This is a genomic window from Dapis hubbardiae BLCC-M172, assembly GCF_050016015.1.
GTDB lineage: Bacteria > Cyanobacteriota > Cyanobacteriia > Cyanobacteriales > Microcoleaceae > Trichodesmium.
Window position 1 is genome coordinate 1 of record NZ_JBNHEQ010000292.1, and the last position, 21,956, is coordinate 21,956.

Annotated in this window: 19 protein-coding genes; 6 read left to right on the forward strand and 13 right to left on the reverse strand. The window is 35.5% G+C overall.

Annotated elements, in window-relative coordinates; genetic code table 11:
- On the reverse strand, positions 1-546 hold a 546-nt coding region (locus ACP6PK_RS26850; RefSeq protein WP_426564220.1), incomplete at its 3' end, for a hypothetical protein.
- 583 nt (positions 547-1,129) lie between these two features.
- Here ACP6PK_RS26850 and ACP6PK_RS26855 point away from each other — a divergent pair.
- Complete coding sequence (locus tag ACP6PK_RS26855) at positions 1,130-2,953, forward strand: protein kinase domain-containing protein (protein WP_426564222.1); 1,824 nt, start codon at positions 1,130-1,132, stop codon at positions 2,951-2,953.
- 113 nt (positions 2,954-3,066) lie between these two features.
- On the opposite strand, the gene ACP6PK_RS26860 is transcribed toward ACP6PK_RS26855, so the two are convergent.
- The 4 genes from ACP6PK_RS26860 to ACP6PK_RS26875 all read right to left on the reverse strand — a co-directional run bounded on the left by ACP6PK_RS26860 (position 3,067) and on the right by ACP6PK_RS26875 (position 8,838).
- Complete coding sequence (locus ACP6PK_RS26860; RefSeq protein ID WP_426564224.1) at positions 3,067-3,990, reverse strand: polysaccharide pyruvyl transferase family protein; 924 nt, start codon at positions 3,988-3,990, stop codon at positions 3,067-3,069.
- Positions 3,987-5,018, reverse strand: a complete 1,032-nt coding sequence (locus ACP6PK_RS26865; RefSeq protein ID WP_426564226.1) for a hypothetical protein — start codon at positions 5,016-5,018, stop codon at positions 3,987-3,989. Before ACP6PK_RS26865 ends, ACP6PK_RS26860 begins: the two co-directional genes overlap by 4 nt.
- A 366-nt stretch (positions 5,019-5,384) precedes the next feature.
- Positions 5,385-6,380 (reverse strand): hormogonium polysaccharide biosynthesis glycosyltransferase HpsE, encoded by a 996-nt coding sequence (gene hpsE, locus ACP6PK_RS26870; protein ID WP_426564228.1) that lies wholly within the window; start codon positions 6,378-6,380, stop codon positions 5,385-5,387.
- 334 nt (positions 6,381-6,714) lie between these two features.
- A complete protein-coding gene (locus ACP6PK_RS26875) occupies positions 6,715-8,838 on the reverse strand; it encodes a hypothetical protein (RefSeq protein WP_426564230.1) in 2,124 nt (707 codons plus the stop codon).
- Positions 8,839-9,209: 371 nt separating this feature from the next.
- Here ACP6PK_RS26875 and ACP6PK_RS26880 point away from each other — a divergent pair, with 371 nt between their 5' ends.
- Complete coding sequence (locus tag ACP6PK_RS26880; protein WP_094675062.1) at positions 9,210-9,506, forward strand: hypothetical protein; 297 nt, start codon at positions 9,210-9,212, stop codon at positions 9,504-9,506.
- A 33-nt stretch (positions 9,507-9,539) separates the two neighbouring features.
- Here ACP6PK_RS26880 and ACP6PK_RS26885 read toward each other — a convergent pair whose 3' ends face one another.
- From ACP6PK_RS26885 to ACP6PK_RS26900, 4 genes are all read right to left on the reverse strand, one after another.
- Positions 9,540-11,321: a DEAD/DEAH box helicase gene (locus ACP6PK_RS26885; RefSeq protein ID WP_426564232.1), complete on the reverse strand. Its 1,782-nt coding sequence runs from the start codon at positions 11,319-11,321 to the stop codon at positions 9,540-9,542.
- A gap of 338 nt (positions 11,322-11,659) precedes the next feature.
- Positions 11,660-12,571 carry a Bpu10I family restriction endonuclease gene (locus ACP6PK_RS26890; protein WP_426564234.1) on the reverse strand — a complete coding sequence of 304 codons (912 nt, stop codon included), beginning with the start codon at positions 12,569-12,571 and terminating at the stop codon, positions 11,660-11,662.
- A gap of 146 nt (positions 12,572-12,717) precedes the next feature.
- A complete protein-coding gene (locus tag ACP6PK_RS26895; protein WP_426564236.1) occupies positions 12,718-13,332 on the reverse strand; it encodes a hypothetical protein in 615 nt (204 codons plus the stop codon).
- Positions 13,333-13,419: 87 nt separating this feature from the next.
- Positions 13,420-13,914, reverse strand: a complete 495-nt coding sequence (locus tag ACP6PK_RS26900; RefSeq protein ID WP_426564238.1) for a DNA methyltransferase — start codon at positions 13,912-13,914, stop codon at positions 13,420-13,422.
- A 448-nt stretch (positions 13,915-14,362) separates the two neighbouring features.
- Here ACP6PK_RS26900 and ACP6PK_RS26905 point away from each other — a divergent pair, with 448 nt between their 5' ends.
- Both ACP6PK_RS26905 and ACP6PK_RS26910 read left to right on the forward strand, forming a co-directional pair.
- Positions 14,363-14,989 carry a hypothetical protein gene (locus tag ACP6PK_RS26905; RefSeq protein WP_426564240.1) on the forward strand — a complete coding sequence of 209 codons (627 nt, stop codon included), beginning with the start codon at positions 14,363-14,365 and terminating at the stop codon, positions 14,987-14,989.
- 9 nt (positions 14,990-14,998) lie between these two features.
- Positions 14,999-15,553, forward strand: coding sequence for a hypothetical protein (locus ACP6PK_RS26910; RefSeq protein WP_426564242.1), 555 nt, complete (start codon positions 14,999-15,001; stop codon positions 15,551-15,553).
- Between the two features lie 135 nt (positions 15,554-15,688).
- On the opposite strand, the gene ACP6PK_RS26915 is transcribed toward ACP6PK_RS26910, so the two are convergent.
- Positions 15,689-17,095: a carotenoid oxygenase family protein gene (locus tag ACP6PK_RS26915; protein ID WP_426564244.1), complete on the reverse strand. Its 1,407-nt coding sequence runs from the start codon at positions 17,093-17,095 to the stop codon at positions 15,689-15,691.
- A 239-nt stretch (positions 17,096-17,334) separates the two neighbouring features.
- Here ACP6PK_RS26915 and ACP6PK_RS26920 point away from each other — a divergent pair, with 239 nt between their 5' ends.
- On the forward strand, positions 17,335-17,670 hold the full coding sequence (locus ACP6PK_RS26920) for a nuclear transport factor 2 family protein (RefSeq protein ID WP_426564246.1): 336 nt from the start codon (positions 17,335-17,337) through the stop codon (positions 17,668-17,670).
- Positions 17,671-17,902: 232 nt separating this feature from the next.
- Positions 17,903-18,256 (forward strand): SH3 domain-containing protein, encoded by a 354-nt coding sequence (locus ACP6PK_RS26925; protein ID WP_094675487.1) that lies wholly within the window; start codon positions 17,903-17,905, stop codon positions 18,254-18,256.
- Positions 18,257-18,766: 510 nt separating this feature from the next.
- On the opposite strand, the gene ACP6PK_RS26930 is transcribed toward ACP6PK_RS26925, so the two are convergent.
- The 3 genes from ACP6PK_RS26930 to ACP6PK_RS26940 all read right to left on the reverse strand — a co-directional run bounded on the left by ACP6PK_RS26930 (position 18,767) and on the right by ACP6PK_RS26940 (position 21,617).
- The gene (locus ACP6PK_RS26930) at positions 18,767-19,477 is read right to left on the reverse strand and encodes an iron-containing redox enzyme family protein (protein WP_426564248.1); all 711 of its coding nucleotides are present in this window, start codon (positions 19,475-19,477) and stop codon (positions 18,767-18,769) included.
- Positions 19,478-19,806: 329 nt separating this feature from the next.
- Positions 19,807-20,856: a CAF17-like 4Fe-4S cluster assembly/insertion protein YgfZ gene (ygfZ, locus tag ACP6PK_RS26935; protein ID WP_426564252.1), complete on the reverse strand. Its 1,050-nt coding sequence runs from the start codon at positions 20,854-20,856 to the stop codon at positions 19,807-19,809.
- Positions 20,857-21,224: 368 nt separating this feature from the next.
- Entirely contained in the window at positions 21,225-21,617 is a 393-nt protein-coding gene (locus ACP6PK_RS26940; protein ID WP_426564259.1) for a hypothetical protein, read from the reverse strand.
- Positions 21,618-21,956 lie beyond the last annotated feature (339 nt).

Genomic DNA, 21,956 nt, shown 5'->3' on the forward strand with positions numbered 1-21,956 from the left:
CTCTTGCTCTGCAGCCGCTTCCTCTACAGGCGCTTCCTCTTCAGTCTCTTGCTCTGCAGCCGCTTCCTCTACAGGCGCTTCCTCTTCAGTCTCTTGCTCTACTTCAGAATCATCGGCATCATCGAGATCATCGTTGGTCAAAATATCAGTATCTTCACTAAGGGGAACTTCCTGGGGCAAAATGTCAGGCTCTTCGGGAACTTGCTCTACCTCATCCTCTTCGGGAATTGTAACTGCATTTTCAGCTAGATTTTCCTCCTCACCAGTCAAGGGGTCTGCTGTACCAACAGAAACCCCCACGGTTTCTTCAGTCTCGACAGCCTGCAAAAACTCGGCAGGTTCTTGGGCAATGGCAATATTTATGCTATCTTCTATGCTATCTTCAAGAGTTAATATCGGTACTTTCTCTGTCCTAAGAATGTCTGCGTCTGCGCTACCACTGGCAAACCTTAACTCCTGAGTTTCTCCTGTCTCCGCGACGAAGGGTAGCATAAGATTGGTAGATGTTTGCCCAACATCGTTCAAATTAAAAAACTCGTCAGACATAACTTCCTCCCTGATTTCAAGATAAAAAGTTATAAAAATTCCTGTTACATTCGGTGGCGTCACCTCAATGACAAACCCAATCTCTGGGTATCGATAAATTTATCTTTTATAATTTAGCCAGCTATTTATCGGAAAGATGCCCCAAGATGGCATCGTTAACTTTCCCATTTAATACTACAGTGTCACTATCATCCTAAGGCCACAACTGCTGTGATTCCTAGTTATTCAACTCTTGTCCGCACACCCGTATTTTTACTTATATAGTTAGTCTACTCAATATTTGGGAAAATGGTAACAATTAATACAAATCTTTACCATCAAATTAATTTTTGTAATACCAATTCTCAAAATTAGTGCTATGCTTGGAATGCAAGCTGACAAAAATCACCTTCATTCATAACAGAAGTTACTAAATACCATTTCTATTTAAGAAAGAGTCATAAGACGGCTCCCTTCTTCCTATGCTCTAATTAAACGCTATATTAATTTTGTACAGGTAATCTTTATCCCTGATAAATGTTGTGAGGAAATGTGAAAATAATAGGTAATTTTCTCATTGTCCTTAACCCATACTTTAATGTAGATGACTGTGCATCAGTCCCTATTATCGAAAGTCCATTGTATAAACCCCCATTGTCCAAATCCAATCCAGGCATGGGGCAATAAGTTCTGTCAAAGTTGTGGAACCCCACTCCTACTAAACGATCGCTACATTCCCCTAAAAAAAATAAGTACAGGTGGATTTGCCAAAATATATATTGTTTGGGACCAAAAAACTCAAACTGAACGTATTCTTAAAGTATTAGTAGAAACTTCCCCTAAAGCTCTGGAACTATTTGACCAGGAAGCTTGGGTATTAGCTAGTTTAGGCCATTCTGGAATTCCTAAAGTCGAACCAGAAAACTATTTTCACCTCCGCAAGCGAAATAGTCAGTCAGAAGTTGGCAATTCTGGCCAAGGGTTATTGCCATGTTTGGTCATGGAAAAAATTGATGGTTGTACCCTAGAGGAAATTATCGAACAATATCCCCAAGGATGTCCCGATATTTATATCATCGACTGGCTTTCCCAAGCTATGGAAATTTTATGGGAACTGCACCGCCGAAAAATTATCCACAGGGATATTAAACCATCTAATTTAATGTTGCGAGGAGTGGAAGTTTCCTCCCTGGCAAAATTTTCCCCAACTTTTTCCCATCATCGAAGAAAAAAGAGAGGTCAACTGGTAATTATTGACTTTGGGGGAGTGAAACAATTGAATAATTATAGAATCAAACCTACAGGAACTGTGGCAAAACGCAGTACAACTAGGTTAGTTTCCCCTGGATATAGTCCCCCAGAACAAATTGCTGGAGGTGAAATAGGTCCTTTTACAGATTTTTATGCTTTGGGTCGGACTTGTATTCATTTATTAACTGGTCAATATCCGGCAGATTTGGAAGACCCGTCCACTGGTAAACTGAAGTGGCGACATTTCAAGCCTATTAATCCGACTTTGGCTAACTTACTGGATGAAATGGTTAGTTTAGACTCAGCTCAACGACCAGCTACAGCAGCAGAAGTTCAAGTCAGTTTAGCTAAAATTTATCGACACCAAAAGAGGTCTCTGGGAATATCTGCTTTTGGCAAAAGGGTTAAAAATTTCTTGAAACTTCAGTCGATAAACCTGGGTAATAATATTAGTAGACTTTCTCGTGCTGTATCTCAAATAGTTAATCAAATATTTGCAGGTTGTGTCGATACAACTTGGGAAATGATACTGGGAGGAGTCGGTGGAAGTATTGGCGCGATATTCGGATTAATTTTTGCTTATTGGTCAGGAGTAGGCGATCGCTTTGCTAGTTTATTTACTAATTTTTTGTTTATGGTATCAGATGTTCCTTTGACTATAGGTCCGGAAATAGTTGTTTTTGGTTTGGCAGGTTTGGGGACGGGAGTTGGTTTAACTGATGTGGGTGGTTTTGGTCAACGTCGTCGTTATTGGCGAACTGCAGTTATGGGAATGGTTGGTTATATTTTAGGTGGGTTATGTTGGCAATTTTCCCAAGTTGCTACCAGTGTCTACAGTACAACAGAGGATTTAATTATTCTGGAAATTATGGGTAAGTTGTCTGTGGGGGTAGCAACTGGTGTTATGACTTTGGGTCTTGGTTTAAGAAAGCATGGTTCGGTTTATGCGTTGTTGGTTGCTGGTTTAACGGCAATAGTTTTTGTTAGTTTGGAGCAGTTAAATATATTTCCCCAGTTATTTTTAGAGTTTATTGTTGTGAATCAAAGTCAGCCTAATTTATTGGAGTTTTTTGCTAGTATAAGTTTCTTCGGTTTGTTGGGTTGTGTTGGTGGTTTTTGTCTTGGTGTGAGTCATTATATTATTATTCCTATTTTGCGGAGATTAGGTTTACAATAGAACTAGAATTTGTCACATTGAAGTACAGTTTTTTTTCTTCTTTTCTGTTCCCTTTCACCTAACACCTATAAATTTGTACCTCAGCAGTATAATAATTCCTATATTACTTTTTTTTAAGACTTAGAACACCAATCTTTTCTCAAAATATCAAGCTTTTCTTCCAGTTGAACTGTTAAATGTTCAAGTTGAGTATCTGAACTCAATTGTTGTCGTCCAGTTTGAGCAATTTTCAGCAATTGTGTACCAGAAACTTGTTCTTGTTGTTGCCAAATTTGTCTGAAGTTTGGAAATTGGAGTAAACTATTTTTCCAATGACTAAAAGCATTTAGAGAGGAACGAATTCCACCAGCATATTGGGGATAAGATTTAACCAAAGGTGAAAGAAAATAAGGATAGTATTCTACACCAATTGAAGAACACCAATCTTGCCATTTAAACAGTAAAATTCTCGGACTTGTAATAATAGGAATCCAAGGCACCCTAAAAGTATCAGCTATAATTGCGCCATGCATTGCTTCAGCTAGTAAAACTTCTGTTTGGCTAATAGTAGATAAAATCTCATCTACTGAGGAGCGGGGATCTAAATAATGAAATCCGATTTTTTTACATATATTCTGCCATATTTCTCCTGCAAAAGTGGCATGATGAATATGGGGCATAAAAGTAAAACGATAATTTTTTTGCTGCGAAGGTTGATATAAACGTCTCGTTAAAATTGCCCCGTCTGTAATTGCTAAATCAGGAGATAAACCTAACTTTTTAGCAGATAATTTTCCTCGAACACAGTACAATTTCCAATTTTTATCTAAAGTTTTTAATGGCTGTTCATAACCTACACCTGTACTAAAAATAATTAAACGTTGAGCTTGGGGAATTCGTTGAGGTAAAAGTTGATTTAATAGAGTTCCAATGCCAATAAAAGTGGTTGTTTCATCTTCATCAAAAAATTCTGGTAGGAGTTGAGGCCATAACCAATTATTTAATTCATCTCCAAAATTACTAAACCCATCTCGACGTTTGTAGTAAAATAGTTTCATAGTTTAAGATTTGATGCAACAGACATAATTTTAGACTTTCCTCGCTCGATCGCCCAGGATAAATAACGAGTTTCGAGAATCATATTTTGAACTAAACTAGATTTAGAACACCAGTCATCAAAAGCAGGAATTGCAATTTCTGTGAGAAAGTAACGCCACTTTTTAGTAGTTTGAGCAGGATTAATTTTTTCTACTTGTAATTGACCATTATTGACTAAAGTCTGACGTAAGTTTATATCGGATTTTAGCTTCTTTAAACTGTCAAGCAACTCCTTCAAAGAACTAACTTCTAAATAATTAAAGTTAGGTTTTCCTTCTGTACGATATGCAGATTCATAACCTAATATAGCGGGAACACCTGCTAACCAAGCATTATAAAGTTTAGTTGCTGGTTTATTTATATATTTATTCTGTTTGCCAAAACTGCGGATAGCAACTACTGCATCAGCTTGACTATAATCATTCCAACGATTATCAATTTTTTGATAATTCGTTGAGTGATTTTGATTAATAATCGGACGCCAATTTAAATCGAGTTTATTGAGTTCATTTGTCCAATTCAAACTTAAAAGTTCCGGAGCTAAATTATTTTTATGACCAAAAAAAACAATATTTTTAAACTGATTACCGCGTTCAATATGCCGAGGAATTAATCCTGGTTGTGTCCAGTGAGGTATATAGTAGTTATAATTATTTATAGCTGTTATTTCTGCAGGATTTTGTACCACATGAAATTGAGCATAGGGATAAAAATTTAATTCAGCCTTAAGACAAATTAGAAGTAAATTTTTTCCTGGTTTAATGCCTTTATGAATATAAAGAGAATTGCGATGAACAATAACAATTCCAGACTGGGGTAAATAATCTACTAATTTACAAGGAAAACCATCTGCTTTTAGACGCAGATAAGTTTGCAATGTCCAAGCGTAAATTCCTAGACCAAATCCAGCCCAATTCTCATGGGGATTTTCAGGTAACTTTTGGGGAAATAATTTACGAGGGATGTAAAAGTAAATAGTCGGTTTCATCAACAATTTTGTATTTTTACAGCGGTTTTCATTTGGATAGACCACAGTAGGGACGTTGCATGCAACGTCCCTACAAGGTTATCATTTTTTTTATGTGGTTCATTGGCCTGAAAATCGCTGTAAGCCTTAAACCAAAAGTTGGTAAATGACTTTTTTGTTTGTAGTATTGCTCTAATTATAACTATTTAACCGGGCATGATATTACTTTATTTTTTTCATTTATTGATAGTAATTATGTATATAGCAATCCTATTTTATTCGTGGCAAAAATATTACTGCTTTTTAGAGAACAAACAGGTAGGAGTTTCAACTTTTTTACTTGTCACAACCTATGCGCGGATTGCTATATTTACTGTTCAGACATTCTTAAGAACTCACATTCACTAACGACAAAGGTTTTCTTTCTGACTCTTGGTATAATTGCACTTTCCAGAGATAAAATGGACTAACTAAAATGCTTAATAGTAGTGTCATTTCACAAGCAGCAACTATATCAGTTTTCAGCAAATTATAGTTTTTGATCAAGTAAGATAAAGCTTTCCGAGAATCATTAACTAGATAAGCAAAAAATGCTAGAGGTCTTTGCCAAGGTTTAAGTCTGATCATTCTAATATGATTTCTGTGTAACCCTGAACCACGCGCAAGAGATAGTAAATAATTCCGCTCCAATCTTGAAGAAGATATCATGTGATAGAGATGCATTTCAGGATTGTACCAAATTTCCCATCCTGCATTTTGTATATGAGCAAAAACCTCCATATCTTCTCCTTTAAGTGCCAAAGATTTTCCAGCAGTTCCTGTCAGGAATAAATTTTCAGGAACACTTTCTAACCATGCTTTTTTAGAAACAACTGTACCAGCTCCTGGAGGCAAAACTTTTTTCTTACGCTCATTATAACAAAAAGCTTTTTGCCCTCTTTCAATAATTGCAAAATACACAGCTATCTTTTGAAAATTTTGAGGTGCTTCAACTTGAAATTCCCCATGAATTTGTCCTCCATAAGCACCTGCTTTAGGATGTGATTTACCAAAACCATAAGCTTTAGCAACCCAGTCAAGTGCAGGTAAATTATCATCATCAATAAAACCTACTAAAGAACCTTGTGCTTTTTCCATTGCTTTCCTTCTGGCAAAACCACATCCTTGCCGAATTTCAGTAAAATATTTGAGAGGAAATTTTTCTCCCCAATTAGATTGGTAATTAGCAACTATTTTGGCTGTATTATCTGTGCTGTTGTTATCAACTATAACAATTTCCCAGTCTATTTCTTCTATTCCCACCTGATTTTTAAGTCTGCCCAAAATTTTAGGCAAATTATCGGCTGAGTTATATGCTCGAATAGCAACAGTAAAATCAATCATTAGAAAAATCAATATAGCTCCCCTTGGCAATAGGGAGGGAATTTGGAATCAGGTTAAAGCCAATTAAAAAATAGATGTAAAGTCTGCCTCTGTCAAGGTAGTGGTATCAATCCCATTGAGGACAGCGAGTTTATCATCTATTTCAGAGAGCTGAAAAAAGATCGGATAAATATTTAAGAAAAATATTTATCCGAAATTTATTTAGGGTAAGTTAATCAGTAAATATTGAGGAGATATTGCCTTAATTTTTACTCATTGAACTTGAAAGGAATATTAACTTTATTCCTCAAAATACTGACCCTTAAGAATTGATTGTAGAAGCAGTATTTAAAAGTTATACGGAAGTAAAGTCACTCTCAGTTAAAGTGGTGGTATCAATACCATTGAGGACAGCGAGTGTCTCTTCATCTGAGATAATACTATTTCCAGTAAAGCTCAAGTCCGCAAAAGTTAGACCATCAGCTAAACCGATGAAGTCAGTTCCAACTTCAAAGTCAACAATAGTATCAGTTCCTTCACCAACAGCTAAGATAAATGTATCAGAACCTTGACCACCAGAAAAGTCATCTCCAGTGAGAACGTCGTCACCTAAACCACCTCGGATGAGGTCATCGCCATCATCACCCCAGATGCTATCGTTACCTTCATCTCCATAGAGTTCGTCGTTACCGCCTTTACCACCAATGCGGTCATCGCCTGTACCACCATTGATAGTGTCATCTCCAGCTACAGAACTACCAGAAGAACGACTATTCTTATCGCCCCGGAGAATATCATCACCCCCACGACCATCAATTTGATCGTCACCCTGTAAACCAGCAATAGTATCATCGCCTTGACGACCTACTAACATATCGTCGTCATCACTTCCTTCTATGTCCATTGGTTCGGGGATCTCTTGAAGAAAAGCTAACTGTCCTCCTTGTACCAAATTTTCTTCTGCTATAACTCCATCCCTGAGACTGTGCGCTTGAACGTCAAACAGAAATAACTCACCAGGTTCTTGATCGAACAAACTTGAAACATCCAAAATTCCTGAAGATTCCCAGTCACCTATATCATCAGGGTCTCCATCAGTTTGAGGAATAGGCTCTCCTGGTACTGCTGAACGATCCATTTGAGCAACACGGATCAGTTCCCCAGTTGTTGGATCTAACTTCCAGATAGATGCTTCCTCTCCAGATGTCTGACCAAATTCTCCAGTAGATCGGTCTTCATTGATATAAATGTAACCATCATCTGCCCAATCTAAGTTATCTGGGCTACGCACACCAAAATCAGGATGTGCAAATTGTCCAGCACCTGCATCATCTCCATCATAGAGAATTGTTAGGTCAGCAGCGATCTCTGAATCACTAAATTCCATGTCAACACTATAAGTTATTCCCCAAATATCATCAGGAAAACGACCGCTCCGACCGGTAGAAGCTAACACTGCCTCTGTACCATCAGCAGGGTTTGTCGCTACATCTTCAGGACGAGAAAATTGGAAAGCACCCGCTTCTTCCGCAAGTAAATCTTGTTGAGTTTGGGTAGCAAATCCCATTTCATCATAACCTAGTTCGTCTTGAATACTGCCATCGCCATCTGTATCTTCTGCAGTCCCTGCTTCTTCTGGGCGATAATAATCAATTTCGACAAATGTTCCTGACTCACTGTTTCCTGTTCCGTTAAACCCTGCTGGATCGGGATTGCTATCTGGATCATTTTCTCCTTCAGTATCACCTAATTCTGCATCAGGAACCCAAACATAGAGACTACCATCAGCTAAACCGTTACGTTCTAGAAAACCTGCTCCTTCAGTTGTATCTTTTTCTCCTACATAAAGAAGTAGAGGAGCTGCTTCACGGTCATCTCCCACTAATATACCTACTTCGTCAGCATCTCCAGTATCTACCTGAGTTATATTTTCCCAACCAGCTCTTCCTAACCAAGGAACAGCATGAAGGGTGTTATTTTCAATATCTAATGCAAATTCAGTTCCACCAAAAGTTTCTTCTCCTGTGAAATAAATGTTATCAACGATACCCGAACCACTTGCAAACTGGTTACCTTCAACGTAGATAGAAGAACAGAAACGATTTAATCCTCCAAATTCTATGTCAGATATGTCATCTACTACTTCACCATTGCGATTGATAATAGTGTCATAAGCAAGACCTGCATCAACTACTTCTAGGGTCTCCTTATCTATATCAAAATAGCTGATCCTGGCTCCTGTGAGTTCAGTGCCATTTGCCAAAGCATAGGCATAACCAACACCGCTTCTTAACTCGTGGTTAACCAAAACTCGAACTGTATCTTCCTCAAGTTCAAAAGCTCCAATACCATCAAGAATTCCTGGAGGAGTATAATTTCCTGAAGTTCCAGGAATAGTTTCACCGATGGTGATAACAGGCTTAACTTTATAGCCGTTAAGACCTGTCATTTGAGCAGGTTGATTTGTTGTAAATGTCATCTTTACAGCCTATTTAAGATTGAAAAAATTAAGTTTTGTGCGATAAATTCCTGAGAAACTAATTATTCAGAAAAATATGTACCGAATGTATGCTCCCATAATTGTTTTAAGACAAGAATATGAAAAGGATAAATTTTGGTTAAATCAAGTTTTTTTGATGAAAAATTAAAACAAACTAAAAATAACTTGTTTCTGTTTATCTTCGTGATAATTTTTAATATTTAAGTATGCTGTCTAGATAGCTCAACTGGACACGATCTAAAATTTTTGTCGAGGCGATCGCTACTATTTTCCGGAATTTCCTGATGAGATTAAGGATCTAACTAAAAGAACCTAGATAATTTTTATTTAATATTTGGAGCGGGGCAAATATGTCTGATAATTCTACATCAAAATTTCGTCCAAGAAAACATATTATTTCTCTTGGTTGGTTTAGCTTGATCATGATTAGTAGTATTGCTGGCTTAATTAAAGATGGAAACTTTGGCCGTTTACCAATCAATTTTTTGATTGGTAGTGTTCCGGTAGCTATTGGTCATAGTCTGGATATTCAGAATCAGAAAAAAGAACAGAAATTACTTGTAGCTGAACAAGAAAAACGCAAATTAAAACTTATGGAAGATTTAGCTATGAGTAAAACTTTGTTAGAAAGAGCAGAAAATTTATAATTTTGTACGGCTTTGTTGTATAAAAGATTATTTTTAGAAAAAATCTTCTAGATTAATGTCATCATCAGAATTTTCTGAGATTGTTTCATCCGTTTTTATTCCTGATACATTTTCAGGATTATTTTCATCATTTTGTTTTTCATCTCCATATTTTACTCCTGATTCTGCTGCAGGTTTAGCAGCAGGATTATTAGTTTCATAAATCTGTTCAGGCTGAATATTTTTTAATTTCAGAAATTCTGTTTTTTCCTGTTCTTGGTCTTGAGATTTAACAGATTTTTGGGTATCGTTTTGTTTTTCATTTCCGTATTTTTCTCCTGCTTCTGCTGCAAGTTTAGCAGCAGGATTATTAATTCCATAATTAGGTTCTGGCTTAACAATTTCTAATGGCTGAACTTTAGATTTTTCCTGTTTTTTGTCTTCAGATTTAGGAGATTTTTGTCGCCTAATTCCACCTCTACGTCTGCGAGAAGTTTGCTCTTCTGTAGTATTTTCCGTAACAACTTCATATAAAATTGCTAACTTATTTTTATCGCTACCTCGACGTAAAACTCGACCTAATCTTTGAATATATTCTCGTTCGCTACCTGTACCAGATAAAATAATTGCTACCCTGGCATCTGGCACATCAACACCTTCATTTAAAACATGAGAAGCGACAATAGTTTTATATTCCCCAGTCCGAAATTTACTTAAAACTTCATGGCGTTCTTTTACAGGAGTTTGATGAGTAATTGCCGGAATTAAAAAGTCATGGGAAATTCTATAAACTGTAGCATTATCCGCTGTGAAAATTAAGGTACGTTCCGGGAAATGTTGAGCAAGTAAATTACCTAAAGTTCGTAATTTTCCATCAGTACCAAGAGCAATTTCTTTAGCTTGACGATGAGCTAACATGGCTCGACGACCAGCAGTAGAACGAGCGCTCGATATAACAAAATTTTTCCAACCATTTACCCCTCCTAATTTAATATTTGCCTGTTTTAAAAAGTCGTTTCTAATTGTCATTAATTTGTTATATTCTTCCCGCTCCTGTGAAGAAAGCTTGACCATTATTTGCACGATTTTATGGTCAGCTAAAGCGGCACCTGCTAACTCTTCTGGAGTTTTGCTGAAGACGGTAGGTCCGATTAAATAATCTAGGTCAGAATGACGACCGTCGGAACGGTTAGGAGTTGCCGTCAGACCGAGACGATAAGGAGCGATCGCGTATTCGGCAATGACCCGATAAAAATCAGTAGGCAAGTGGTGACATTCATCGAAAACTAACAGAGCATATTTATTGCCGATCGCCTCCGCATGAATAGTCGCACTATCGTAAGTCGCTACTAAAATTGGTGTTTTATCCCTAGATCCACCTCCGAGCAACCCCACCTCTACATCGGGAAAAGCGGCGTTTAAATGTGCATACCATTGGTGCATTAAATCCAGAGTTGGTACAACCACCAGGGTACTGCGGGGAGTTGCCTGCATTGCCAGTTGTGCCAAATATGTTTTACCAGAAGCAGTGGGGAGAATGACTACTCCATTTCTACCAGACTGTTTCCAAGCTTTTAATGCAGCTTCCTGGTGGGGATAAGGTGGCATCTCGAAACTAGGAATAAGTTCGAGGGGTGCAAATTCTTTAGCTTTGTCAACAAAGTCGATTTTTGCTGCCTTTAATGATTCAACTAAAGGGCGATAGTCTATTGCCCGAACCCGGAATTTTTCCACCCGGTCGTCCCAGGTGGCGTAGTCTATCCAAGTTTTCCCCTGGGGAGGGGGATGGAGGATAAGAGTGCCGCGATCGAATGAGATAGTTGGTTGACGATACATTATACCAAATTGATAAATATTTGCTGCAAATAGCTAGGCTATTTTTGTTAGGAGTCAGTAGGGACGTTGCATGCAACGTCCGTACGGAGTCAGGAGTTAGAATGAATGGTTTCAATACCATTTTTTAGGTCAGAAATTCTCTTTGTTTTGTCAAATAGACATCTCCTGTAAAGTCTTTGTAATCACACTTAATTAGTGGTAACATTCTTTTTTTAAATTTGTATTATACCATTTTAATAAAGTTATGACATGAATCTTCATTCTTAAGTCTTGGTAAGGGGAGTTGGGCAGATAGAAATCAGTAGATAGCTTTAAAAAATTAGTATTACTTTGCTGATTTAAAAATAACCTTGATTTAAAACCTTATTTATAGATGGATTACTATTATCAATCAATGGTTTAATTTTATCAATCATCCTTTGAAAAACATCAGGATAATATTTTGGAGCATCTAAAAATTCTGCATATTCTTGTCTATGAATACGTCTTGCCTCCGGTGTTTTATGTTCTTGTCTAATATTAGCAGAAAGACGCTTTGATTTACGCACTATTAAAACATCGTCAAGCTGAGTTGATACAATAGAAACTGGTGTCATATCTAGAAATTCGGAAATTAAAAAGTAGAGGGAACCAGGAACAGCTATTTTTAAATCTCTGCTAGTGGCAACTGCTTCTTGAAACATCGTTTTATCTAAATTTGTTTTGCATTCTGCACATACATAACCAAGATGAGATTCGATTAGTTTGTAATCTTGAAAATTTGGATATAAAGATGTTTTTAAGTATAGCTTTTTACCTAAAATAAAGTCTTTATCCTTAGACCTAATAGATGGTTTACCATCTAGACCAGGATTACCTAAAGATGACAAAAAACTCAGCCCAGAAAATGTATTTCTCGGACCTAACTCAAAAGACTCATCTATCCCTCGCAAGCTTCGGAATACAAGTTGAGGTAAAAACTCTTCTAAAATTGTATTGTCTAATTTTAATTGTCCTTTCTGTCTATAAAGAAAATTTTCTGAGCTATCAAATATTAAATCTAGTTCAATAAAACGCTTGTATTTATTTGTAGCTGCTACTAATTTTTCCACAGTATCTGCTTTGCCACCCTCAACTAATTTTAATTCATTTATCCATTGATGATATTTCCTGACAGCTTCCTCTAATCCGTCTCTGTCAGCATCAGGTAAGCGAGGATTATTTAGACAAGCTATTAACTTTGAATAATGTGGTTGGGGAAGTTCAGGCATAATTTTATTTTTTACTGTTTTCTAAGTTTAAAAATAATTGATTTTTTGAGGACTTACGCAGGGGAACCCAGAAACCCAGTTTCTCGTAGATATCTATTGTTAAAAGCAATGATTTATCGTAGAAACCGGGTTTCTTTGCATGAACCCTATATTTGATATTTTTCAATATCTGGATATAAATTTAATTTTGGTGTTCTCTCTAGGTATGGAACTTTTCGGATAGCATTTTCTAAGGATTTATAATTTTGGCTTGAAACTACAGATATACCATTTTTTAAAGCATTCATCGCAACTTCCCTCGCTACAGCATCTATAAATTCTATTTTTAATTCTAGTTTTAAATTGTAGAAGTTAATCAAATCTTCCCTAATAATTTTCCCAAACTTATTTTTAAATGTGCGCTTTTGCCTTAAAACTTTCCTATACAAACCAGACTCAATACCAATCCTTTCAATAATATCGGCATTATAAAAAGGAACTCCAAGTACATTTGATTCATGCCCAACAACAAAAACCAAACGTGCATCTTTTTTACTTACTCTTGAAAGCTCTTTTAAAGTGTCTGCTATATCTAAACAATACTGAACTACTGTATAAAAACGATTTCCTCTATTTGCTCTATTGGAACCAATCTCTGATTTGGCTATTTTGAGCAAATCCCATCCTAAAATTTCCGCAGATTTTCTATAGTTTTGATGATAATTAAAGACATTAATATAAGGTGGTGAAGTAACAAAAAAGTCTATTTTATTATCTGACATCGGGAGTAATCTAGCATCAGATAAATAAGCTTTTATAGTTTTGTTTGAGTTGGGTAAATTTTCAATAAATTTGACTAATTCATAAAATTACCTTTGAATCAATTCATTAGTAACTTGAGATTTTTCTCCATCAATTAGAATTATCAATACATCAAATATTACCTTGGCATTTTCATCCAGTTTATCCCTAACTTTTGAGACTTTTTCTGCTAAACATTCAACTTCTTTTTCATGGTCAAGTAATATTCTGATGGGAAACTCTTTATCTAAATTTTCTCTTACCTGACTTAAAATTTCTTTTTTCTGAGGTTGATTAATCAACTCGTATATTTTGCCAAAAATCCAAGCCACAGGATTAATATCACATCCATAAGCTTCTAGAGAAAAATATCCAGCTTCTAATAAAACAGTTCCACTACCAGGAAAAGGATCGAGAACAACTGAATTTGGTAAACAATAAACTTTGAGAATAGTCTCAATTAATTCTGGAGAAAACTGACCCCTCCAGGTAAATAAATTACTTCTTTTTTTATTAGCAATATCTAGAAGTTTTTGGGAAATAGGTTTGTCAAATTCTTGCAACTATTACTATCCTCTTAATTAAAATGTTAGTAGTCAGGTTGTTCAATAATGGATAATGGATAATTGATAATTGATAATTGATAATTACCTCTCCCTAAAAGGAAGAGGATTGAATAAAAAGAAAATTTTTTTTGTTTCTCCTTGAAAGGAGAGGTTTTATACCTTTATTTTTCGGTAAATATTCAGTAATTTAGTTTTTCATTTTGCTAAAGGAAAAAGACTAAGAGTCTCCAGTATTTCCTCTGTTTAATACCATTGTATCATTTTCTAGGATTATTCTCGCCTTCAACCACCTTATACAAACTTAGCTTTAGCTACTGTCAGTAATTTTACTGGATTAACTTTGTTTTAGATAACCAGTAAAATTTTTCATTTTATGTATAATCTCTATTGTCAATCATAAATAGAATGATTTACACTATATTAGTGTACAAAAAAAATTCAAATAATGCAGGATTGTACGATGGGAAAAAAATGTGAATCGCCTAAACAAAATACTACTACTTCTGGCTATAAAAATTATAAAAGTGTTAATCAATTTCCTCTACATATCCAAAATATCAAACGGGATGAGCTAGAAGCACAGTATCAAGAATTACGCCAAAATTATAAAAGTTTATCATTGAGTAGGTCACAGTTAGTTAGAGGTAGAAAAGAAGAGAGAGAAAAATTTTTAAAACTCAAAGATAACTTAAATAAGTATTTAAAGGTAATTGAGCAACATAAGTTAGAAAAGCAGAAATTAAGACAAGCATTATCCCATAGTGTTCAGACAAATACTAGATTACAACAAGAGGGAGATGAACTAACTAACCAAGTAGACAACTTAACAATTCAATTGCAGGCAACAAAGAAATTAATAACTGATTTTGAATCTGTTTATAAAAATATTGAAAAAAACAAAAACGTCATGTCAGGATTGGATCGTTTTAGAGCTATAATGAAAGCTGCTAACAGACTTTTAAATACTGATCTTAAAGATTTAATACCCATGAAATCAGCAGAACCCAATCCAATAATTTGGGAAGAAGAAAGTATAATTAACATTGGTCGTCAACTACTAGAAAATAAATAGAAAAAGAATATGGGTAAACTAACAGAATCACTTCAAGAAACTACTCAGCAGCTTAAAAACATAAAAAAGGGTATTAATCAAATGCAATTACTCGGTGATGAACTAACCGAAAATTCTTTTACGATTGCTGAAACTGCTCTGAAAGTTGGTTATAATTATGCTCAAAGTGAGATAGATTCAACTACTACTAATTTAGTTGAATCTCAAGCTCAACTTCCACCTTCTAATATTTTGGATCGGGAACTACTCAAAGAAGGAAATAGTTGGACAGAAACATCTTTAAAGGCACGTTTCAAAAATTGTAATACTGCATATAAACATCTCAAAGATGTTCATAATATTAAACTGAGTAGTCGCAGTTGGAAACAAGTTGTTACAGCATTTAATGGTGGTACTAATAATAAAACAGAAACAGGAATAGAACCTAAACAGCAAGACTTAAAACAACAGGTAAAATTTCTAGAGCAAAGAATTATAACTTTAGAAAATCAAGTTAAAGAACAAAGTCATCAACTTAAAGAACAAGGTCTGTTGATACAGAAATTAATAAGTCAGTTAAAGTGATTTTTTGATGAATTTAATCAAGCCAAAAATAAGATATTAAGCGGGGATTATTTTCACCCCGCGCTTCATTTATTCAGACAAAACTGTTGGTTAAGGATTTCAATTTTATTAATTCCCTAACACTTTTTTGTAGTGCTATAATATTTGACTCAACTGCGCCTCTGTAACCCAAGCAGCATGAAAACCATAAGGCACTCGCTGTGGAATAATCACTCGCGCTACAGTTTCCCCACTAATATCCTGAGCATTCACCACTATTAACTCAGACGTCTGAGTATTTTCATCATAAACATAAGTCACCAACCAACCATCATCTTCGCTACTAGCATTCAGTCGAGGAGCAAAGACTGCCTCACCACCATAACGCCCTTTACCAAACTCATAAGTTTCCGACTTCCCTTTATCCAAGTCATATTTAATCAAAGCATCAAATAGAGGAAAAGTTCCTGGTGCCATTCTTGCCGAATAACCATACCGCGTCTTTCGCCCTAATAATTCTTCATTGACACGGGGAAATTCAGAAGGTACATCATCTAGCTGTTCCTCTTTTACCGCTCCAGTTTTCAAGTTAAACCGCCAACGATATAGATAAGGAATATCTCCATCAGGGAGGCGATCGCTCTCATTAGTCACAAACACATTAGTAGAGTTCATCCGACAAGCAACCAATACAACCTCATCTTGTTCCTCATAAGCATTGAGAGTATGCCAAACAAAACAAGCTGGAGTTTCAAACCAACGCACCTCTCCACTATCGCCATGACGTGGAATTATACCGAAGCGACTAGGTGTTTTTGATTCAAACATTAGGGGGAACTGACTTGTTTCTATTCTTTCTGGGCGGAAAGTGATCGGTAAATCGAAAAATATACTATAGTTTTCCGTAATAGCAAAGTCGTGCATCATTACTCCCACAGGCAAATCTATAGGTATGGTGCGCAGCAATTCTCCATTTGCCGAAACAACGCTATATTGTAAAAAAGGAGGTTGAGCTACTGAGTAACCGAAAAACATCATTTCTCCTGTGACGGCATCAACTTTAGGATGCGCAGTAAAAGGAGATTGGAGTTTGTTGTTAAAAGTCTGTTTGCCAATGGTATCCAACTCAGGTAGTTTAATATGGTACGGCGCACCAGCTTCCCAGAGAGCATAAAAATGATTGGCATGATATACGAGAGCAGTGTTAGCTCTACTAGCATCTGTAATGTAGGGATTATCTGGTTGGGGTGGCTCTAATAATCCTGGCAATAGTGGTTTATTTTCCTGGTTTTCTACCTGGAATTTGTTGGTGCGTACATAACGGTTACGATAGGATGCTTTACCGTCTTTTATTCTAACTCCGTGGAGCATTCCGTCCCCGTCAAACCAGTGATATTCACCAATGGGGTCAAATTGGGGGTTGGGGCCATTACGCACAAACATTCCTGAGAGATCGGGAGGTAGTTCACCGATAACTTTGAGGTTGTCGGCGGTTGTTTCTTCTTTCACGGGGGCGAAATTATTGGTTAAGAAAGGGTTAATGGTAGGAGTTGTTGCAGTCATATAATTTTTGATAATGTTTAACTTATTTTATAACAATTGGGAAAAATTTGGTGATAAGTTATTAAGCTGTGGCTATCTGTAATATTTTGGGAGAAAAAAAGAAGTCTTTTTATTTCAAAAAAAAATGCCGTGTAACTAAAATATAATTAATAGTTAGGGTTTAACAAGAATTTGTTTTTATGAGCAAACATTCCAAATCACAAATTATTGATCTAGAAGAAAACCTTTGACAAGCTATCTTGACATTTAATGTAGTTAAACTAGACATACTTATTGCACCAGAACTAATCTTTACTAACCATCTTGGGCAACTTATTACCAAGGTGCAAGACCTTGAGATGCACCATTGTGGAGTTCTCAAGCTAACAGAACTGATACCGTCAGAACAACATATTCAGCTCAATGAAGGCTTTTCGGTTGTTTCAGTTCAAATGCACCTTTTGGGTAAATATAATAATTCAATAATTGATGAACATATTCGTTACACCCGTGTATGGTCAATATCTTCCGCAGGTTCCTTACAAATTGTTGCTGGTCATGCAAGTGTTATTAAAAGTTGTATAATTTCTGATTAAATAGTTATAAATAATCAGGAGGGAAAAGTCAGCAGTAAGGAATTTCATAACTTTGTGCAACCTCACATAAAATTGGTATAAAAGGCTGTTTGCGTAGCATTCCGGCACGGAAATACTTACTACTTATTTTACTGGTGAAGTTGATAGCATTAAGTCGCAAAAATACTTTTTAAATTCTTAAAATTACCAACAACATTAATCTAACTATTCTACTAATGGAGGTTTCCAAATCATGAAAAGTTTAATAACCTTATTATCAATATTTTTGGTGATTTTAAATGCCGAATCTGCTTTAGCACAAAATGATCCAGACTATCAAATAGAAGTTGAGAATAATACTATTTGTAGTTTTATTAACGGCAACGATGTCAATGTTCGTCAAAGACCTGATACCAGTTCACCTACAATAACTCAACTTAATCGTGGAGACGGTGTAAGAGCTATTAGACGAACTGGGAATTGGGTTCACATAGTAGCTCTTGATTCTGGCCAATCTCCTACACCCTACACTCCTCTTGAAGGATATGTTTTTAATAAGTATATAAATGGCTGTTCGGAAGATCAATTCGATCGCTGGAGAAAATAGTATAGTTATATAGCGCTACGCGCTAGGGAATAGGGAATAGGGAATAGGGAATAGGGAATTTTCAAAGGGTTTTTCGTATAGGGAAAAGCTCCGCTAACAGGATTTAAAAATGTCAAGAGCCTTAATGCGTAGGGCTATACTCTAAAAAGAAGAAAAACCAGGGATTTTTATCCCTGGTTATTAAGGAGCAATTCTAGAACATCTAATCAAGTTGAGGTAGGGATTATTTTCCATTCACCATAATTGTTAACCCACAGCTAAAGTTTATGTAGGATAATTTATATCTTAAATCGATAATTATACCCGTTCCCACACTTATGATAAAAATGTTCTGATTAATGTTAATTATGTTTAATCATACTGAAAAAATCTAGAGAATCAGGTGATAAATCGATGAGAATTATTTCCCAAAAAAGATGGAGGTATGAAAAATACCTCCGTTAATTATCACTATATTTACATCAAGCTAAGATTTGAGTCAGGGTTTTTCTGACTACTTATACACCACATTTATAGAGTTACAAAAATATCTAATAAATCATCCCAGAATTTCACAGATAACTCATAACCTTGGAGTATTTGTTCTGCTGACTCTTCACTTTCTCCTACTTCTCCATCTATGGCATTACGCATTCTTAAAGCATGAGAATGATCGATTTCTCCAGTATGAATATCCCAAAATTCTAGGTTTAATTGAGGTAATATATCTTCTAAATCTTTACGAGCTTGAACTTGTGCCCAAATTTCTTCTAAAATCGGACCACAAATACATTCAGTACCCATACCTGCCATACCAATAGCAACGTGAGCAGGATGACTTTTTAAATCTGCATCATACTTAGCAATTAAAGCATCAACTTGTGGATTAATTTTATTAGTGAGCATGGTTCCACCAAACTGTTCATTTAATCCAAATAAGAATAATTTCAGTAAATTATAGTGAGAATCTTCTGGATTTCCATCACCAGCTTCTTCAAAATGAATCTCATCAAGTAATACCTTTAATTTACCTGGAGAAACAACATTACAAACATAATTTAAACTTTGAACGTGAATTTTAGTTACATAAGAATATTGTTCTAAAACTTTAACTAATTCAGGAATAGAAATATTTCGTAATGACTGAAGTCTAGAATCTTCGGCAGGGTTGCCAGAAAATTTAGAGGTATCAATAGCTTGCCAAAAACTTTCTTTGATAGAAGGGTAAGTTGTGAAAACCATTTGTCTTGCTCCTTGTGTTTAAGTTGGTTTAGTTGATTTATTTATCTTGATAACTATAGTGCCGAGGCTAACTGAAAATTCGGGTAATTTAGATTTAGATATTGATAAGAGTTAGCTGAGAAAATACTTAGTGACAATGGATGCAAGGATGATTTTTATGTCTGGAAAAAAGGAGGTTTTAACGTGATTAGTTGCTCCTGCTTCTAAAGTAGCTGTAGAAATGTATTTTAATTGACTATTTTATGTCTTTTTTGCCGTTGCTGAATTAAGGGAAAATATAAGGAACGGGCAAGATGCCCATTCTACAGATTATTTGTGCAATAAATCTCCTAATTATCAATATCTTGATGTGTCAGAAAAGGTACTTCAACTACTTCTCCTTCTACATTTCCTACTTCGACTTTTAAACCAACTCCTCCTGCTTTTGTTCTAATATAAACTAAACCAAAATAACCATCATTAGTTTCCGTACAACTTGTTAGTTTTCCTACTTTTTCATCCCCAACTTGTACAACAGTTCCTAATTCTGCTTTGCCATTTAAACGTACTCCCCAAAGTCTTTGTTTCACACCTTTATATGTGTTTAAACGGGCAATAGTTTCTTGACCAATATAACAACCTTTTTCAAAAGAAATAGTATTCCATAAACCTGCTTCCAGGGGGTTGTAGTCATCTGTAAGTTCGTAGTCTGGTGCGGGACGACCCTGTTGTATTCTTAGTTGTTGCCACAGGCGATCGCCCATGGGAACTGCTCCTGTTTCTACCAACATTTGCCAAACTTCAGCAGCATTATTCATAGGTACTATTAAAGTATATCCCTCTGTTGCTAACCCACTACCGACAGCAACTCTAATTTCTACATTTCCCAGACTCATTAACTGATGACTACCGTGGGGTGCATCTGGGGGAGTGGTACCTGCTAATTTTGCTATCAAGTTTTTGCCTTCTACTCCGATGAGACTAAATATGGCGTATTCACTGCTAATATCTTTTACTTCTACCTTATCCATAGGGAAGAGATAGCGGTCAAACCATTCTACTAACTGTTGACAACGGATGGCAGATACTAACAACAAAACATTATTTTCTGTAATGTAAGCTGTTGCTAAGTCGATGGTACGAGCAGTTGGTGTAACGAAAACTGTCTCACAACTTTCACCTGGTTTGAGAATATTAAAGTTATTAGTGCTTTGGTTATGGAGAAACCTTAGACGGTCATCGTCTGAAATTTCTATTAGTCCCCAATGTGAGCGATCGCATAGAGCTACTCCCTGTTTTGTTGCTTCTATTGCTTGAGTATCGTTGCCAAAACTAACTGGAATAGTGTCTTGAAAAGTTGCACCATTAGATGTTTGAATATTTTGTAATTTATCGTTCATAGTTTTAGTTTAATCTGTTTTTTTGTTGGTACAAATATTTGTTTTTTTTTCAAATAATTTCTCTAGAAATAAAAGAATTTTAGGAAAGTAAACAGTAATTTTGTAGGTATTTTGCCCGCTAATTGGTATGAATTAACAGATAACTACTAACTGATAACTATAGCAATCAGGAATGATTTTGAGATATTTAAAAGCCATTAATAACTATCAAAATCCTTTTATATTCTGACTCCTGTACGGGCGATTTCCGTGCCGGAATTCTCCGCAAACGCGTTTACGAAGTATTCCGTAGGAAATCGCCCCTACGACTCCTGACTCCTAATTACCACTAAAATCTTACAACTGAGATATGATTGCTATACTAACTGCTAACTGATAACTGAATTAGGTAAATCTGCCATCATATTTTCTACTACTTTTAAAGCCTTTTCATCAAGAATATCCCAATTAACATTTCCTTCTTCATTAAGTAAGTTAATGTCAATATCAACTTCTACTGTTTCATCAGCAGAATGAGTAGAAAGATAGTTGCTAAAACAAACTTGATAGCAGAGATCCCAAACATTAATACTAATTTTTTGGTCTTGATATTCTAAATCTAATCTATAACCTGGAATTGGCGTTTGTACTTCTTCATAAGTACCTTGCCAAACAGAATTTTCTAGTTTTTTTCTAATATGATCTAGGACTCTAATAAAAGCAGGCTGCATTAGTAACTCTGCTTGTTTCCAGGCAGTAATATTATTGATTTTTGGCTTCATTATATTTTTTATTCAGAAATATTTTTATCTAGATTTAGGGATAATTTTTTCCATTTGATGATAAATTAAAGTCAACATTTTAATTGAAATATATCTGGTTTTATTTGTCAACTCTTCATCGAATAATTACTATGAAATTTTGTTCTGGTACTTTAGATAGGCGTTTGAAAGCTCCAGGTTAAGCAAAACTTGTGAGGTGCATAATTTACGGCTAAAATTTAAGCGATGAAAGGTATTTAGGAATCCATCTTCAATAATTGATAATTGATAATTGATAATTGATAATTACCTCTCCCTAAAAGGAAGAGGATTAAATAAAAGGAAATTTTTTCTCTCTTG

Excerpts from the sequence above, each read along its gene's own strand:
- ACP6PK_RS26855 (WP_426564222.1), top strand. The coding sequence starts at position 1,130 with ATGACTGTGCATCAGTCCCTATTATCGAAAGTCCATTGTATAAACCCC.
- ACP6PK_RS26860 (WP_426564224.1), bottom strand. The coding sequence starts at position 3,990 with ATGAAACTATTTTACTACAAACGTCGAGATGGGTTTAGTAATTTTGGA.
- ACP6PK_RS26865 (WP_426564226.1), bottom strand. The coding sequence starts at position 5,018 with ATGAAACCGACTATTTACTTTTACATCCCTCGTAAATTATTTCCCCAA.
- hpsE (WP_426564228.1), bottom strand. The coding sequence starts at position 6,380 with ATGATTGATTTTACTGTTGCTATTCGAGCATATAACTCAGCCGATAAT.
- ACP6PK_RS26875 (WP_426564230.1), bottom strand. The coding sequence starts at position 8,838 with ATGACATTTACAACAAATCAACCTGCTCAAATGACAGGTCTTAACGGC.
- ACP6PK_RS26880 (WP_094675062.1), top strand. The coding sequence starts at position 9,210 with ATGTCTGATAATTCTACATCAAAATTTCGTCCAAGAAAACATATTATT.
- ACP6PK_RS26885 (WP_426564232.1), bottom strand. The coding sequence starts at position 11,321 with ATGTATCGTCAACCAACTATCTCATTCGATCGCGGCACTCTTATCCTC.
- ACP6PK_RS26890 (WP_426564234.1), bottom strand. The coding sequence starts at position 12,571 with ATGCCTGAACTTCCCCAACCACATTATTCAAAGTTAATAGCTTGTCTA.
- ACP6PK_RS26895 (WP_426564236.1), bottom strand. The coding sequence starts at position 13,332 with ATGTCAGATAATAAAATAGACTTTTTTGTTACTTCACCACCTTATATT.
- ACP6PK_RS26905 (WP_426564240.1), top strand. The coding sequence starts at position 14,363 with ATGCAGGATTGTACGATGGGAAAAAAATGTGAATCGCCTAAACAAAAT.
- ACP6PK_RS26910 (WP_426564242.1), top strand. The coding sequence starts at position 14,999 with ATGGGTAAACTAACAGAATCACTTCAAGAAACTACTCAGCAGCTTAAA.
- ACP6PK_RS26915 (WP_426564244.1), bottom strand. The coding sequence starts at position 17,095 with ATGACTGCAACAACTCCTACCATTAACCCTTTCTTAACCAATAATTTC.
- ACP6PK_RS26925 (WP_094675487.1), top strand. The coding sequence starts at position 17,903 with ATGAAAAGTTTAATAACCTTATTATCAATATTTTTGGTGATTTTAAAT.
- ACP6PK_RS26930 (WP_426564248.1), bottom strand. The coding sequence starts at position 19,477 with ATGGTTTTCACAACTTACCCTTCTATCAAAGAAAGTTTTTGGCAAGCT.
- ygfZ (WP_426564252.1), bottom strand. The coding sequence starts at position 20,856 with ATGAACGATAAATTACAAAATATTCAAACATCTAATGGTGCAACTTTT.
- ACP6PK_RS26940 (WP_426564259.1), bottom strand. The coding sequence starts at position 21,617 with ATGAAGCCAAAAATCAATAATATTACTGCCTGGAAACAAGCAGAGTTA.